The following is a 15230-nucleotide window of genomic DNA, read 5'->3' as shown; positions in this document are numbered from 1 at the left end:
AAAATCACAATATTTGCAATTGGTCGATTGAACATATGGTTATAAATCCTGCAACTCTCAACGATTAGGTAGAATACGTTGCATTAAAAGTAGCGGATGGATTTGACTGTGAGTTATCGAGTGGTACGGCTGACCGAACTGATGACCTATGAGTTTGGACAGGTCGAAGGTGATATCGAAAGGTTGGATGAGAGAGCGTTAGGCTCTGCGATTCCTCAGGGGATGAGCTATGCCAGTTTTATGGATAAGCTCAAAAGTGGGGAGTTAGCCTTGCTAACGGATTCCCCCTCTAAGCCAGTGATGCTTAAAGATGCAATGAGCCAATCGTGGAGCTTATCGGCTGAAGGGCAAGAGGCGTTATTACCAGAAGCCAAGCATGCGTTTCTCTCCAGAACAAGAATGTCTGGCGGTGCGGCAGGTAGTGCGGTATCGACTCGAAGCTCCGCTGGTTATGCGCCTAACATTGAAGAGACCTATGTCCCTGAGCCAGTCAAACCAGATACCTCGAATGTACCTCTGAAACTGAAATACGAATATTGTTTCGAAGTGGCTTGTTCGGATGAGGCGTTTAGAAAAAGCGTAGGCTGTGCATTTGAACTGGTAAAGACGGACCAAGAATCCATGATTGGTCGCTGGGAAACCGAACGAACTGACCATGGCACGAAATACATCGGCTATACCGCATTTGATGAGCCGAAAAAGCTGGTCGCAAAAGTCGCTTCTCACACTTTGGGTATTAGCGTTCCAGAGAATGTACAGGTCAAGCCGATAGGCTCTGGTGTAGTACGAGAAGCCTTTATTCCTGTTATCCCTTCAGTGCAGCTTGGTGAGCGTTTGGGGCTGCCAACAGAAGGCTACTACTACCATTTCTACAATGGTCGCTTAGTTCAAGAGTACAAGCTGCTTGGCAATGGCAAGTGGGCATTCTACGGCACTCGTTCCACCCACGAGCAGCTTAACGATGAGCAAGGCTATAACATTTATCAAAGCGCCATTTTGGTTTACTGGAAACTCGAAGGTAAAGAAGCTGAAAACCAATATCTGGTTTATCTTGAACAGCAAATGACGCAAGAGGAACTCGACAACCTCAATGATGACTGGTTGGCTCAACATGGTATCAAGCTTGATATCAGCGAATTGCTTGCGGCGACCAAGCAACCTGTCGCAGAAAGACAAACCCTTCAACCAGCGGAAACACAGAAAGCAGAGAGTAAACCAGAAACGCATACTGTTGGGACGGATTCAAACACCAACCAACGGGAATCATGGGCAGCCATTGCAGCGCAATATGGTTTGTCGGCGAAACAGTTACTGGATTTGAATCCACAGTACAATGCCGATCCGATGTCATTAAAAGTCGGGGATAGGCTGATCGTTAAGGCTGTCGAGCAAACTCAAAGCACTCCAGAAAAAGCGACCGCGTTACCTCCGCTTTCCCCTTGTTCCTATAACTGTTTGTCGAATACGTATTATGAACACTCAGAATCGTTTATTTCGGGAACTCAGTTTAAAGCGATCAACAGTGATAGCCTGTTCGATAAAGAACTCCCCGTTACGAACTTAACCACGATCACCACGGCTTCAAAAGCAACCGATTATGGCAAAGCGGCATTACTCTCGATCCCGGCAAATGGCGCGGCAACGAACCTTGGTATTCTTAGCTCCAGTACGACAAATACGATAGGCACATGGTCGATTTCAGGAGAAGCGTTAGCAGGCTTTGCGCGAAGAATGGGGGGCTTTCTAGTGGCCGCCTTATGGCCGTCTCAGCTTGGGGATGGCACCTTAGACGGAAATCCAGATTTTGCGGCCAATGACACTACGACGATGCGTGTACGTTTCAACATGTACACGGACGAGAATGGTAAACAGCAAGTGGTCGGCATCAAAACGGGAGACGGTAGTGCCTATGGTGATCGAGTTGCGAAGCGCGAGGCGGTACAGAAAGGACAGCGCTTTGTTGCTGAGCTAGATAATGGGATTACCATTACATGGACACCGGATGGCTCAACGGATGTACTAACACCTGATACTGTATTGCCGGAAAATGATCAGCTCGATGTTCACAATATCTGGGTTCGTCCTATCGAAGAGCACGAACAAGAGATTGGCACGGTTCTCTACCCTGAGGACGATCTTGCCGAGTATATTGTGACTTTCCCTGCGGATGCAGGGCTCCCTCCTCTCTACCTAGTATTCCGGAAAACTGCACGTGATGAATCTGGGGTGGTGACGGGGACTGGCGAAGATATTATGGGAATTTGGTTAGAGAAAGCCAGTGAGGGGTTAGGCTCACCAGTTCCATCGCAAATTGCCGACAAGTTGAGAGATAAAGAGTTCAGTAGTTTTGATAACTTTAGGAAGGCTTTTTGGATAGAGATATCTGAAGACTCAGTATTGGCTCGCCAATTTATTCCTTCGAATATAAAACGGATGAAAGATGGTAAGGCTCCCCGAGCAAGATTCAAAGATACGGTTGGTGGACGCCGTTCATTTGAATTGCATCATCTCAAAGAAATTCAACATGGTGGAGATGTCTACAATGTTGATAACATAAGAGTTAATACACCTAAAAATCATATAAACATTCATAAGGGTTAGCGATGAGATTGCATGATAGGTTAGAAGACTATACCGAATTAGAATTTCTGGAGTTACTGAACATTATTATCAGTGCGGAAGGTTCTGATGAATATCAAGATGAATTACTTGAAAACTTTATCGCTACAACAGAGCATCCAGATGGTTCAGACCTGATTTATTACCCAGAGAATCCTGAAGATGGAACGCCAGAGAATATCGTTAGAATCGTCAAAGAGTGGCGCTTGTCGCAGGGCTTACCTTGCTTTAAGAGTTAAGTCGCTTTTTAACAGATAACACATACCTTCAAACTGGTGTATTGAGACAAAAAAGAATGGGGAGCAATCATGCTCCCCATTGTCATTTTTATCGTTGCTGGTGGTATTACTTTTCTTCGACTGATTCACATCCTTTAGGCACGGTGATGGTCGATACATCCTTGCCTTCCTGTTGCGCCGCTTTCACATCCATTTTGTATTGAGTGTATTTGCCCACACTGACGTTGACTGCACCCGAATCTGCGGGTGGATTACCGCCCAATGTTCCATCAGCAAAGGCGGGGGAGGTTGAGAAAACTAACGCTGTAGCGATGATATGAACTTAATCAGTTGGTTTTGGTTATCCAGTAGCAATAAGGCAAACACTTCACGCTCATGGCTGCCTAGCTTACAGCGCACATACTCTTTGGTGGCATCAGGGTTAGTTAGTGCATCACCACGCACGTAGCGCGTAGCCAGTATCTCAGCCGCATGCTCTAGGATCTCATTTTCCTGATAGCGCTGCTCTTTTGTGTAATCGGTCATATTAGGCTCCGAGTGAGGTTCATTAACGGGATACACGTTAATGACATATGCCTGAGATTTTTTTGATTAAGCCTTGTCGCGCCAAGGCTTAACACATAACCGTCTTTTTTACGCCAGCGCTTTATCCCATGAGGACCACAAACATAGGAGAACGTTCCATGAGATTTTTAAAGCTAAAAGAAGTAATGGAAAAGACAGCATTAAGCCGTTCAGCGATTTACCGAAAAATGAATGACGGAGAGTTTCCGCAATCAGTGAGTTTGGGTGATAGGGCAGTGGCTTGGGTGGAAAGCGAAGTGGACGAGTGGGTGGAAGAGCGTTTGCAAACCAGAGTGGTTGCCATCTAACCAACTAACCAGAGGTAGTGCACAATGCACTGCCTAGATCATTGTCCATTCCCCAATTTTCCCATATTCTCTCACCATTAATTCTGATGAATAAAACCAACATGAGATAACACTCTGAATGGTAGACCAAATTTTAACCTTGAAAGAGGTGGCTGCTTACCTAAAGTTGGCCGAAAAAACAGCATATAGATTAGCAAGCGAAGGAAAGCTTCCTGGTTTCAAAGTCGGAGGTTCTTGGCGTTTTAAAATGGAAGATCTCGAAACATGGATTAATAGCCAGAAGGTGAGAGCATGATACCGAGTTACCAGGTATTTATGCCCCCCTTTTTGGAAGTCGTAAACGCGGCTGGTGGGCAGGAAGTTAAGCTTCGCGATGTTATTAATCAGATAGCCGAACGCTTTCAACTCACTGATGATGAGCGCGAAGAGCGCTTGCCAAGTGGTAAGCAAACTGTTTTGGATAACCGTATTGGTTGGGCTCGTACATATTTGACTAAGGCAGGCCTGCTCGAAGTTACTCGTCGTGCCCATTTCGTCATTACTGATCGTGGTCAAATGGCGATCAGTAATCCAAATACGGTGATAAACAACCAATACCTAAAACAGTTTGATGAGTTCATTGCTTTTAAAGATCAAAAAAACGGACATTCTGAACTAGTTCAATCTATTCAAAGTACAGTAGAAGAAACAACCCCAGATGAAGTTCTTCTAGCTGCCTACAAGCAAATTAATGATGCGCTTACCTTGGAAATTCTCTCTCGTACTCGCAAAACAAGCCCAGCATTTTTCGAGCAGCTACTGATAGAGCTTTTGCTTTCTATGGGCTATGGAGGTAGTGATGAAGGTATGAGTCACACTTTAGGCAGAAGTGGTGACAACGGGGGTGATGGTGTAATTAACCAAGATCCGCTCGGCGTTGATCAGCTTTATATCCAGGCCAAGCGCTATGCAGAAGGCAATAATATTAGTGCTGGAGATATCCGTAACTTCTTTGGCGCGCTGAGCCTTAAGAAGGCGCAGAAAGGTATATTCATCACCACTTCAGAATTTACACCTTCAGCTATTCAAACTGCTAAAGATCTCGGAATGCGAATTGTGTTGATCAATGGTAAGCAACTTGCGCACCTTATGCTGCGCTACAATATCGGTTGTCGTGAAGAGCAGGTAATTGCGATTAAGCAAATCGACGAAGATTTTTTTGATAATAATTAGATTTGGCTTGGTGATATGAAAAATTTTGATGGTTTAAAACCAGAACCTCAAGCTCGTTTATTCATTGATGAGAAGCTTACGCTTGCTGGCTGGAAAGTACAAACTTGGCCCGCAGCGAATTTGGGTGCGGGTTTAGGCGTAGCCATTCGTGAATACCCAACCAATTCTGGTCCTGCGGACTATATCCTGTTTGTTAATCGCAAAGCTGTTGGTGTAATAGAAGCCAAAAAAGATGACAGCATCTTGTTACAAGTTGAAGACCAAACCTTGCGCTATGCCACCAGCAAAATTAAGTTTCAAAGCAACAAACAACCGCTGTCATTTTTGTTTGAAGCCACGAGCCAAGTGATTCAGTTTACTGACCTTCGAGATCCTGCTCCTCGCTCTCGGGAAATATTCCATTTTTTTAAGCCGGAAACGCTGCAAGAGTGGATAAAGCAAGACAGTTCATTGCGTCACAACTTGAAAAACAACATGCCAGAGTTGCCCAAAGCGACTCTGCGCGACTGCCAAATTAATGCGATTAACGGGCTTGAAAAATCATTAGCAGCAAGCCATCCACGCTCACTCATTCACATGGCAACGGGGGCAGGTAAAACATTCACTGCGATTAATGCCGTTTACCGTTTGCTCAATCATGGCGGAGCAAAACGGATTTTATTTTTGGTTGATACCCGCAACTTAGGTAAACAAGCCCTGCAGGAATTTCATGCCTTTAAACCGCAAGGTAAGCAGACCTTTTTCCATGAGAATCACATTGTTCAGCGTTTAACTAGCAGCACAATTGATAGCGCCGCCGAAGTTTGCATTTGCACCATTCAACGCATGTATTCGATTTTAAGCGGCAAGCCAATGGATGAAAGCGCAGAGGATATTTCACTGCACGAAATCAAGCAAAACCAGCAGCAAGCCAAACTGGTTAAATACAACCCAGCCGTGCCTATTGAGACCTTTGACTTTATTATTGTCGATGAATGCCACCGCTCTATTTACAACTTGTGGAAACAAGTGCTCGATTACTTTGATGCCTTTATCATCGGGTTAACCGCTACGCCCGATAAACGTACTTTCGGCTTTTTTAATGAAAACATCGTGGCGGAATACAGCTATGAAGATTCAGTGCTTGATGGTGTTAACGTCGGTTATGACGTCTATGAAATTGAAACTGAAATCGGTAATAAAGGTGCAGAATTAAAAGCTAAAGAGTGGCTCGATCACCGTGACAAACTCACTCGTAAAAAGCGATGGGCACAGGCAGAAGAAGATAACCGTTATACAAGTAAAGATCTTGACCGTTCAGTGGTTAATGTCAGCCAAATTCGTCAAGTGATTAAGGCGATGAAAAAGGCTGTTGAGACCGAGATTTACCCAGATCGCAAAGAAGTGCCTAAAACGCTGATTTTCGCCAAAACCGACAGCCACGCCGACGACATTATCCAAATCGTGCGCGAAGTGTACGGTCAAGGCAATGAGTTTTGCAAAAAAGTCACCTACAGTGCTAAAGATCCTGATGGCATTTTGAATGATTTTCGTAATGACTTTAACCCTCGTATCGCGGTAACCGTTGATATGATTGCTACAGGCACGGACGTTAAACCTCTCGAAATATTGCTCTTTATGCGCGATGTGCGCAGTAAAGGCTATTACGAACAAATGAAAGGCCGTGGAGTTCGTAGTTTAAGTTATGAAGATCTGCACAACGTCAGTAAAAGTGCCACCAGCGATAAAGACCGTTTTGTGCTCATTGATGCCGTTGGCGTTGAAAAGTCACTCAAAACCGAAAGCCGCCCACTAGAGCGTAACCCTAATCTGTCACTGAAAGACTTATTGCAAGGCGTTGCCATGGGACACCGCGATGATGACACAATCCAAAGTCTTGCTAACCGTTTAACTCGTTTGAGTAAACAGCTTGATAAACGTCGACTAAATGAGCTTGAAAAGCTTACCGGTAAACCGTTACCGAAAGTGGCCAGAGACTTGCTCACAGCCCTAGACCCAGATGCGATTAATCAGAGAGCCCTCGCGAATGCGAAAGCGGCAGGCATTACGCGAAATGAAGAGTCTTTGACCGAGAGCGAACGTCAAAGTGCTAAAGAGCAACTGATTGACCAAGCTTGTCAAACCTTTGATAATCCGGCCACGCGTGAAGGCATAGAATCGGCCCGCAGGCAGCGTGAGCAGCTTATCGACCATATCAACTTAGATACGGTGACCTATTCAGGTTACAGCAGCCAAGCTGCCGACAATGCAGCAAAAGTCATTCAAAGCTTTAAAGACTTTATCGAGCAGCATAAAGATGACATTCAAGCCTTAAGCTTTTTTTACCAGCAGCCGTATCAGCGCAGGGGCTTAACCTTTTCCATGTTAGAAGAACTGCACCAAACGCTAAGTAAGCCACCTTTGCTGCTGACCACTGAAAAGCTGTGGAGCGCTTATGAACGACTTAATCAGAACAACCAGCAAGCGGCAGGTAAAAACAAGGGCAAAAAAGTGAGCAGTCAAAGGCAACTGACGGATATCATCTCGCTTATCCGATTTGCTTTGGGGTTGGACAGCGAGCTAAAACCCTTTTCCGAACAGGTCGACGCCAAGTTTAAACAGTGGATTTTCCGCCATAACGCTCAACGTTCAACGGCATTTACCGAGCAGCAAACCCAGTGGTTACGGTTGATAAAGGATCATATTGCTGCCAACTGTGCCATCGAGCGAGATGACTTTGACTACAGCCCCTTTTCCGATCACGGCGGCTTACAAAAGGCCTGGAGCCTATTTGCCGTTATCAATCCAAACAGTAACGGCCAAAATAACGAATTAGATAGCCTATTGGCTGAAATGAATCAGGAATTAATTGCGTGAGTGAAATAGAAAAATTGCCAATGGGTTGGTGTAAAGCGAACTTAGAGAACGTTTGCGAACTTATACGAGGTATTTCATTTTCGTCAAGCGATAAATCATTAGAGCCTGGATCTGGTCTAATTGCTTGCTTAAGAACTGCAAATGTTCAACAAGAGGTGGAATGGGGTAATCTTTGGTATATCCCAGAAGGTTTTGTAAAACGCGAAGAACAACTAATTAAAAAAGAAGATATTTTAATCTCGAATGCTAATAGTTATGAGCTTGTTGGTAAAGTTTCGCGTATAAATCATGTGCCGCATAAGGCCACTTTAGGTGCATTTATTTCGATACTACGGCCTGAGAGAATTATTTCTAAAGGGTATTTGTACTACGCAATGCTTTCTGAGGATGTTAGAACTTCAATTCGCGAGTTATCTTCTACGACGACAAATATATCTAATGTTTCGATTAGTAAGTTGAAAACAGTCCAGATAAAAGTTGCCCCCTGTAATGAGCAATTAAGAATTGTCGAAAAAATCGAAGAGCTTTTCTCTGAACTCGATGCTGGTGTGAAAGAACTTAAAGCCGCACAAACCAAACTTAGCCAATACCGCCAATCACTATTAAAAAGTGCGGTTGAAGGTTCATTGACTCAGCAATGGCGTGTCGAGAATAGCGACCAAGTTCAAGAAACAGGTGAGCAACTGTTAGCACGTATTTTAAAACAGCGCCGTGAACAGTGGCAGCAACAAAAACTCGCCGAGTTTGCCGAAAAAGGCAAAACACCACCGAAAAACTGGCAAGATAAATACCCAGAACCCGTACAACCAGATACAACCAACTTACCTGAACTGCCAGAGGGGTGGGTGTGGGCGAGCTTATCTCAAATCGGCTGGCTCGATCGAGGAAAGTCAAAGCATAGACCTAGGAATGCGGAGCATTTGTATGGTGGTGTTTATCCATTTGTACAAACAGGTGAGATTCGAAGTGCAGAGCAATACATAAGGCATACAGAAAAAACATACAGTGAAGAAGGACTTAAGCAGAGTAAACTCTGGCCAAAAGGTACAATGTGTATAACTATTGCTGCGAATATAGGTGAAACAGCTATTTTAGATATTGATGCTTGCTTTCCTGACAGTATTGTTGGATTTTCGACAATTGTTGATGATATGCCAATCGAGTATGTTGAATATGTGTTTAGAGTTCTAAAGCATAAACTTGACGATGAAGCGCCTGCAACAGCGCAAAAGAACATAAACTTGGAAATTTTATATAAGGAAGCTATTCCTTTACCGCCAGTTATAGAGCAATTAGCTATTGCAGAGTATCTGAATACTGAGTTAGACAATATTAAACTTCAAAAAACAGCAACGGCACTTGGTTTAAAACAATCCGAAGCCCAGCGTAAAAATATCTTAAAGTCGGCTTTTTCTGGGCAGCTAGTACCACAAGACCCTAATGATGAACCCGCTTCAGTATTGCTTGAAAAAATCAAACAAGAGCGTGAAGCTTTAGCCCAAATTCCTAAACCTCGTAAGCCGAGCAAACCTAAAAAAAAAGTTGATCTGATGAATACCTTACTCGAAGTGTTAACTGCTGAAAACGACTGGATTGATGCCCAAGATGCCTTTCAAAAATGTGGCATTGTTGATGGTACTTCAACGGATCGCATCGAAGAAATTTATACCGAACTGCGAAAGTTAGAAAAAGCTGGCAAAATCCAAATTCAACGCCAAGGTGACTTTGACCAGTTAAAATTGATCAAGCAAGACGTTAAGGAAGACTAATGCGCTTAGCTTCATTTACTATCGGTTCAGATCGCGAAGGTGAACGCCAGCGATTTAAAAACCTCAAAAACGTCACTATCGACTTTGAAGAACAACAATGGATCACCTTAGTCATTGGTTGGAATGGCACTGGTAAGTCAAACGTACTTGAGGCATTGGTGGTACTGTTTCGTGATTTAATCATGGGCAAAAATGACCAAGGTGAAAAAGATAAACCCTCTTTTGCTTATACCCTGAGGTATTTTTGCCATCATAAAGAAATACAAATCAACGCCGACCCGGATCGCGCTAAAGATGCCTATTTGGTGAGTTATCGAGATTTGGGAGAAAAGATAGAAAACACGACGCTACAAGTAGATTTGTTCAGTGAATTAACTGATGACTCAACACTTGTGGGACTTAAATTTAATGAGTTCAAAAAGCGCCAAGATGAGTTTTTACCCAAATATGTGTTTGGCTACTATTCAGGTCATAGTGACCGGATGCAATCGGTTTTTCGTCCGTATCTGCAGCAATACGATAAAAAGCTACGTAACTCAAAGTCGGAAGATCCTGGTCTAAGACGCTTGTTTTATGCCTTGCCTGTTCATAGCCAGTTTGTCTTGTTAGCGTTTGTACTTAAAAAAGACGATTTAGTTACGCATTTTTTAGATACCCACCTTGGGCTAGAAGTAGACGAAAATGCTGAAAGCATCGACTCGGTACTTCTGGAACTCAGTGAGCCCTCATGGAACTTAAATAAGAGTAAAGAGCCCAAAGGCACTTATGGTGCATGTAAAGACCATCCCGATATTTTTTGGGGTGCCGAAGGTGTGGTGCGCGATTTTTTAAATAGAGTTCATAACGTGGCTACTGCACCAATTAAAATTAGCCGTAAAGATGATGCGACCTTATGGAATAAAAAAGGTCGTGAATATTTGTATATGTTTATCAAGGACGTTACGCGACTCACTGATCTAGTTGGTGACCAAGAGCCTAGGCAGTTTTTCCGCGACCTTGAAAGCACTTATGTCTCTGAGCTAATCAGCGAAGTGCGTATTCGAGTTAAGTTGAAAAAAAATGATGGTAGCGTGACCTTTCGCGAGCTGAGCGAAGGTGAGCAGCAGCTATTAACGGTGTTAGGCCTACTGAGATTTACCGCCGAAGAAGAAAGCCTGTTTCTACTGGATGAACCTGACACCCACTTAAACCCCAAGTGGAGCGTTGATTACATCGATTATCTCAATAAGTTTGTTACTTCTGGCTCTAAAGGTGAAAACAATAGCCACATCGTGTTAACCACCCATAACCCAATTGCCATCGCCGAATTAACTCGCGATCAGGTACAAATATTAAGCCGCGATGATGAAACCCGCACCATTGAATCACACAAGCCGAACTTTGACCCCAGAGGCATGGGCTACGCGGGTATTATTACCAGTGACATGTTTGGTTTGGCGACATCGGTTGATAGCTATACAGAAGATTTATTAGAGCGAAAAAGGCAGATTACCGCTAAAGATGAAGCGCTAACTACAGCTGAAAAGGCAAATCTGCAAGCCATCAACTTAGAGTTAGAGAATCTCGGATTTAGATTCTCAAACCGCGATAGAGTGTTTGAAGAGTATCTGCGTGCACGTTATGAATTCGATTCGCGTGCTAAGGATAAGCAAAAGATCGATCAATTACCTTCAGATGAAAAACGCGCTGCGAGTAAAAAGTTAATCCAACAGGTTTTAGCAAAGCTTAAACAAGAAAGTGGAGAAGAAGATGAGAAGAATTGATTTGCGCAAACTTAATCCTTCTCCAGATTGGCGAGCTCGTGCTCAAAGTAAACAATCTGAAATCGATAATGGGTTTATCGAGGCAAAAGCAGCTTCTTCCATTTGGTCTGAGTTGAAGCCGCAGCTAAAAGATTTGTCTAATGGTAAGTGTTGGTACTGTGAGTCAAGGGAAGATAGATCAGACAACGCAGTAGATCACTTTCGCCCAAAAAGCCTCTACCCTTGGTTTGCGCTTGATTATGAAAATTTTCGCTTTGCTTGCACTTATTGCAACAGCATTAGAAAGAACCCTGAAACGGGGGAAAGTGGAGGCAAGGGTGATCATTTTCCTTTATTGAGTGGTGCGAGGGCTTTGAACAGAGTTCAACGTAATACTGAGCAATATTTGCTAATCGATCCTTGTAAAACCACAGATGTTAGCTTGCTTGATTTTTATGATGATGGGCGGCCAAGGCCGAAATATCCAGATGTTCCCGCTAAAAATGAAAGGATTGTGCTATCTATCAAGTACTACCATTTGGATCACCCTGATTTAAATGAAGCCAGAAGAAAGCTAGCGTTAGATATTAGAGATTGGGTCGAAGCTGGCGATGAATTATACCCAGATTTCAACACTGGGAAGGGGAGCATAGATAAAGCGTTTGAAACGAATCTTGATAACATTGCCAGAGCTATTGCCTCTGACGCACCATTCTCAGTCTTTGCGAAGAAGATGGTAAAAGGTTATCAAGATCGGGAATGGATAGCAGATTTATTGGAGTGCGCTTAATGTATTATTCATCTTGATGCATTTTGAATTGGCTAACGCATTAAAGAGTGGTTAAGCGGACCGCGAAGAGCATGGTAAATGTTTTTGCCTCGGATGTGTTTGAAATTTAATAAAAACTCTTTTGTGCAATTGAACAGCGTAAAAGAGACAATCAATTTTGCCAAAAATCGGTATAATCAGCCCCCTTTAGACAGCAGTAATCCCTAGTGCTGTCCGTTAGTCGCTTTGGATAGTAGAAATGAACGCCCCCGCATTAGTACAAAAAGTTTGGAACTATTGTCATACCTTACGTGATGATGGTGTTGGCTATGGTGATTACTTAGAGCAGTTAACTTTCTTACTGTTTCTCAAAATGGCTCATGAGTACTCATTGCCGCCATACTCACGCAAAACCCAAGTGCCTAGTGGTTATGATTGGGAGTCTCTGGTGGGCCCAACCGGAGAAGCATTAGAAAATCAGTACCGTCGGATTTTAAAAAAGCTCGGTGATGCACCAGGTATGCTTGGTGCGATTTTTTATAAGGCAGAAAACAAAATTCCTGATCCCGCTAAGCTGTCTCGCATTGTCAAAATGATTGACGAAGAGAGCTGGATCAGCCTTGATGCCGATGCCAAAGGTGATTTATACGAAGGCTTACTACAAAAGAACGCCGAAGATACTAAAAGTGGTGCTGGCCAGTACTTTACGCCGCGTCCACTTATTGATGCCATTCTTGCGTGTGTGCGCCCTGAGCCTAAGAAAACGATTTTAGATCCTGCCTGTGGTACGGGTGGCTTCTTTTTGAGTGCCTGTGACTGGATCACTTACGGTGATACACAGTGGATTGAAAAAGGTATGAGCCACTGGAACCCAGCAAAAGACAGCAGTAGTACGATTGCTAAATCCAAGCTCAACAAAGACCAAGTCAAGTTTTTACGTGATAACACTTTCTTTGGTAATGAGATTGTGCCTTCAACTCGCCGTATGTGTTTAATGAATTTGTTTTTGCACAATATTGGCAGTATTGATGGTGAGCCGAAGGTGGAGCGTGCAGATGCTTTGTTGACACCTCTCAAAGGTGAAGACAAAGTGGATTATGTATTAGCGAATCCACCTTTTGGTAAAAAAAGCAGCATGACGATTACTAATGCTGAGGGTGGTGAAGACAAAGAAGCCTTGACCTATGAACGCCAAGATTTTTGGGCGACCACAACCAACAAACAGCTTAACTTTTTACAGCATATTGTTGCGAGTTTAAAAGACACTGGTAAAGCCGCAGTCGTATTACCTGATAACGTTTTATTTGAGGGTGGAGCAGGGGAGCGTATTCGTCGTAAATGGTTAAGTAACTGCGATGTGCACACCATTTTACGTCTACCGACAGGGATCTTTTATGCTAATGGTGTGAAAGCGAACGTAGTGTTCTTTGATAACGCTCCACGTGATGAAAAAGTGCATACTAAAGGGATCTGGTTTTACGATTTAAGAACCAACAAGCACTTTACCCTTAAGCAACGTCCTATGATGCTAAGCGATTTGAAAGAGTTTATTCAGTGTTATAACCCTGAAAATCGTCATCAACGCATAGAGACAGATCGTTTCAAGTACTATAGCTACGATGAACTTATTAATCGCGACAAAGCTAGCCTTGATGTGTTCTGGCTTAAAGATGATAGCTTGGATAATCTCGATAATCTTCCTTCTCCTGAGATACTTCAGCAAGAAATCATCGATCATCTAGAGGCTGCTCTAGCAGCGTTTAAAGATGTTGCTGTTGGATTGAGCCCAAGTAAGTAATCATTCATTAATAGCGAAGGGGCTAAAGCTCCTTGCCTTATTGCTTTCTATCTATTGCAATAGTTGAGATCTACTTGTGTCTAAAGACTAGGCAAACTTTTCAATGATTTTGAGTTGCTTAGTTCCAGTAACAGAGAGGCTGCCTTTGGCGGCCTCTTCTATATGCTCGCTCCACCAGCTCATCATAGGGCGGCGGCGTTCAAGGTAGTCAGTCCGGTTATAGGCGCTACGCACTTGGTTATCATCAACGTGTGCGAGTGATGCCTCAATTAAGTCACGATCAAAGCCTTGTTCGTTGAGTGTGGTACTCGCTAGCGAGCGTAGACCGTGGCTAACTAATCTTCCTGCAAACCCCATACGTTTTAGAGCCATATTTGCCGTTTGGCTGTTACATGGTTTCTTCGGATCGCGATCTGAAGGAAAGATAAATTCACGATGGCCGCTTATCGGTTTCATTACTTCTAATAGCGCCAGCATCTGCTCTGTGAGCGGGATGCGGTGCTCTCTTCTTTTTTTCATTCTCTCAGCAGGAATGGTCCATATCCTTTCTTCCCACTCAATCTCATCCCATCTAGCGCCTGAAGCTTCAGAAGGTCGTGTCATGGTGTGAAGTTGCCACTCAATTAAACAACGAGTAGTACGCTTTATACTGGCATTGGCGATAGCTCCCATGAGCTCTGGTAGCTCATCTGGTGCTAGTGCCGCCATGTTTTCTTTTTTGGGTTTTTTGAAAGCGGCTCGAATACCAGTAAGTGGGTTTGCTGGGATAAGGCCGCAGTTAGTAGCAAAGTTCATTACCTCATTCAAACGCTGAGATAGGCGTTTGACGGTTTCCAAACTGCCTTTGGCTTCGATTGGTTTAAGTAGCTCGATGACTTCTGGTGCCGTGATCGCTTTTATCGGTTTATTGGCGATACTTGGGAAGATATGCAGCTCCAATGAACGCCAGATATCGATCGCGTAATCGGGAGTGACATCGTGCTGTTTGATGGCAAACCAGTCTTCCGCAACATTGGTAAAGGTATGTTCATGGATTTCTTTATAGGTTTGCTGCTGGCGTTTTCGAGCATCTTGAGGATCGATGCCTTGTGCGATCAGCTCTTTGGCAGAAAGTAAGCTTTTTCTTGCTTGTAAAAGGGATATCTCGGGGTACATCCCAAAGCTTAAGTTAGCTCGTTTACCGTTTGTGGGACGATAGTAGTTGAAGATCCACTGTTTTGACCCGTTAGGTTTGATTCTAAGTCGCAAGCCATCACCATCGAAAAGATTATATTCTTTTTCTCTAGGTTTGGAGGCTTTGATCTCTTTATCTGTCAGCTTTACTGTGTTTTTTGCCATGATGGGTACACCAAAT

At 43.6% G+C, this 15230-nt stretch carries 12 protein-coding genes and 1 pseudogene; 10 read left to right on the top strand and 3 right to left on the bottom strand.

Annotated elements, in window-relative coordinates; all coding sequences use genetic code 11:
* The first annotated feature begins 96 nt into the window (after positions 1 to 96).
* Both AACS00_RS00585 and AACS00_RS00580 read left to right on the top strand, forming a co-directional pair.
* The gene (locus tag AACS00_RS00585; RefSeq protein WP_110168148.1) at positions 97 to 2601 is read left to right on the top strand and encodes a T6SS effector antibacterial DNase; all 2505 of its coding nucleotides are present in this window, start codon (positions 97 to 99) and stop codon (positions 2599 to 2601) included.
* A gap of 2 nt (positions 2602 to 2603) precedes the next feature.
* Positions 2604 to 2858: a bacteriocin immunity protein gene (locus AACS00_RS00580; protein WP_017449402.1), complete on the top strand. Its 255-nt coding sequence runs from the start codon at positions 2604 to 2606 to the stop codon at positions 2856 to 2858.
* 106 nt (positions 2859 to 2964) lie between these two features.
* On the opposite strand, the gene AACS00_RS00575 is transcribed toward AACS00_RS00580, so the two are convergent.
* On the bottom strand, positions 2965 to 3174 hold the full coding sequence (locus AACS00_RS00575) for a hypothetical protein (RefSeq protein ID WP_110168147.1): 210 nt from the start codon (positions 3172 to 3174) through the stop codon (positions 2965 to 2967).
* A 2-nt stretch (positions 3175 to 3176) separates the two neighbouring features.
* Positions 3177 to 3383: pseudogene (locus tag AACS00_RS00570) on the bottom strand (JAB domain-containing protein); the annotation flags it as partial.
* Positions 3384 to 3511: 128 nt separating this feature from the next.
* Here AACS00_RS00570 and AACS00_RS00565 point away from each other — a divergent pair.
* The 8 genes from AACS00_RS00565 (at position 3512) to AACS00_RS00530 (ending at position 13876) form a co-directional block, all read left to right on the top strand.
* Positions 3512 to 3730, top strand: a complete 219-nt coding sequence (locus AACS00_RS00565) for an AlpA family transcriptional regulator (RefSeq protein ID WP_110168146.1) — start codon at positions 3512 to 3514, stop codon at positions 3728 to 3730.
* Between the two features lie 118 nt (positions 3731 to 3848).
* Positions 3849 to 4025 carry a methylation-associated defense system helix-turn-helix domain-containing protein MAD1 gene (gene mads1 / locus AACS00_RS00560; RefSeq protein WP_110168145.1) on the top strand — a complete coding sequence of 59 codons (177 nt, stop codon included), beginning with the start codon at positions 3849 to 3851 and terminating at the stop codon, positions 4023 to 4025.
* Positions 4022 to 4942 carry a restriction endonuclease gene (locus tag AACS00_RS00555; RefSeq protein ID WP_110168144.1) on the top strand — a complete coding sequence of 307 codons (921 nt, stop codon included), beginning with the start codon at positions 4022 to 4024 and terminating at the stop codon, positions 4940 to 4942. The genes mads1 and AACS00_RS00555 overlap by 4 nt, the downstream gene beginning before the upstream one ends.
* Before the next feature lie 15 nt (positions 4943 to 4957).
* Entirely contained in the window at positions 4958 to 7798 is a 2841-nt protein-coding gene (locus AACS00_RS00550) for a type I restriction endonuclease subunit R (protein ID WP_110168143.1), read from the top strand.
* Entirely contained in the window at positions 7795 to 9567 is a 1773-nt protein-coding gene (locus AACS00_RS00545) for a restriction endonuclease subunit S (protein WP_258306885.1), read from the top strand. The genes AACS00_RS00550 and AACS00_RS00545 overlap by 4 nt, the downstream gene beginning before the upstream one ends.
* A complete protein-coding gene (locus tag AACS00_RS00540; RefSeq protein ID WP_110168142.1) occupies positions 9567 to 11330 on the top strand; it encodes an AAA family ATPase in 1764 nt (587 codons plus the stop codon). Before AACS00_RS00545 ends, AACS00_RS00540 begins: the two co-directional genes overlap by 1 nt.
* Positions 11317 to 12099, top strand: a complete 783-nt coding sequence (locus AACS00_RS00535; protein WP_110168141.1) for an HNH endonuclease — start codon at positions 11317 to 11319, stop codon at positions 12097 to 12099. The genes AACS00_RS00540 and AACS00_RS00535 overlap by 14 nt, the downstream gene beginning before the upstream one ends.
* Before the next feature lie 238 nt (positions 12100 to 12337).
* Entirely contained in the window at positions 12338 to 13876 is a 1539-nt protein-coding gene (locus tag AACS00_RS00530; protein ID WP_110168140.1) for a class I SAM-dependent DNA methyltransferase, read from the top strand.
* 87 nt (positions 13877 to 13963) lie between these two features.
* Here the strand turns inward: AACS00_RS00530 and AACS00_RS00525 are convergent, their stop codons facing one another.
* On the bottom strand, positions 13964 to 15214 hold the full coding sequence (locus tag AACS00_RS00525) for an integrase domain-containing protein (RefSeq protein WP_110168139.1): 1251 nt from the start codon (positions 15212 to 15214) through the stop codon (positions 13964 to 13966).
* Positions 15215 to 15230: the final 16 nt, after the last annotated feature.

Origin of the sequence: Vibrio sp. 11986-1-5 (assembly GCF_963878025.1) — a bacterium.
Lineage (GTDB): Bacteria > Pseudomonadota > Gammaproteobacteria > Enterobacterales > Vibrionaceae > Vibrio > Vibrio injensis.
This window is presented reverse-complemented; position numbering and strand designations above follow the sequence as displayed.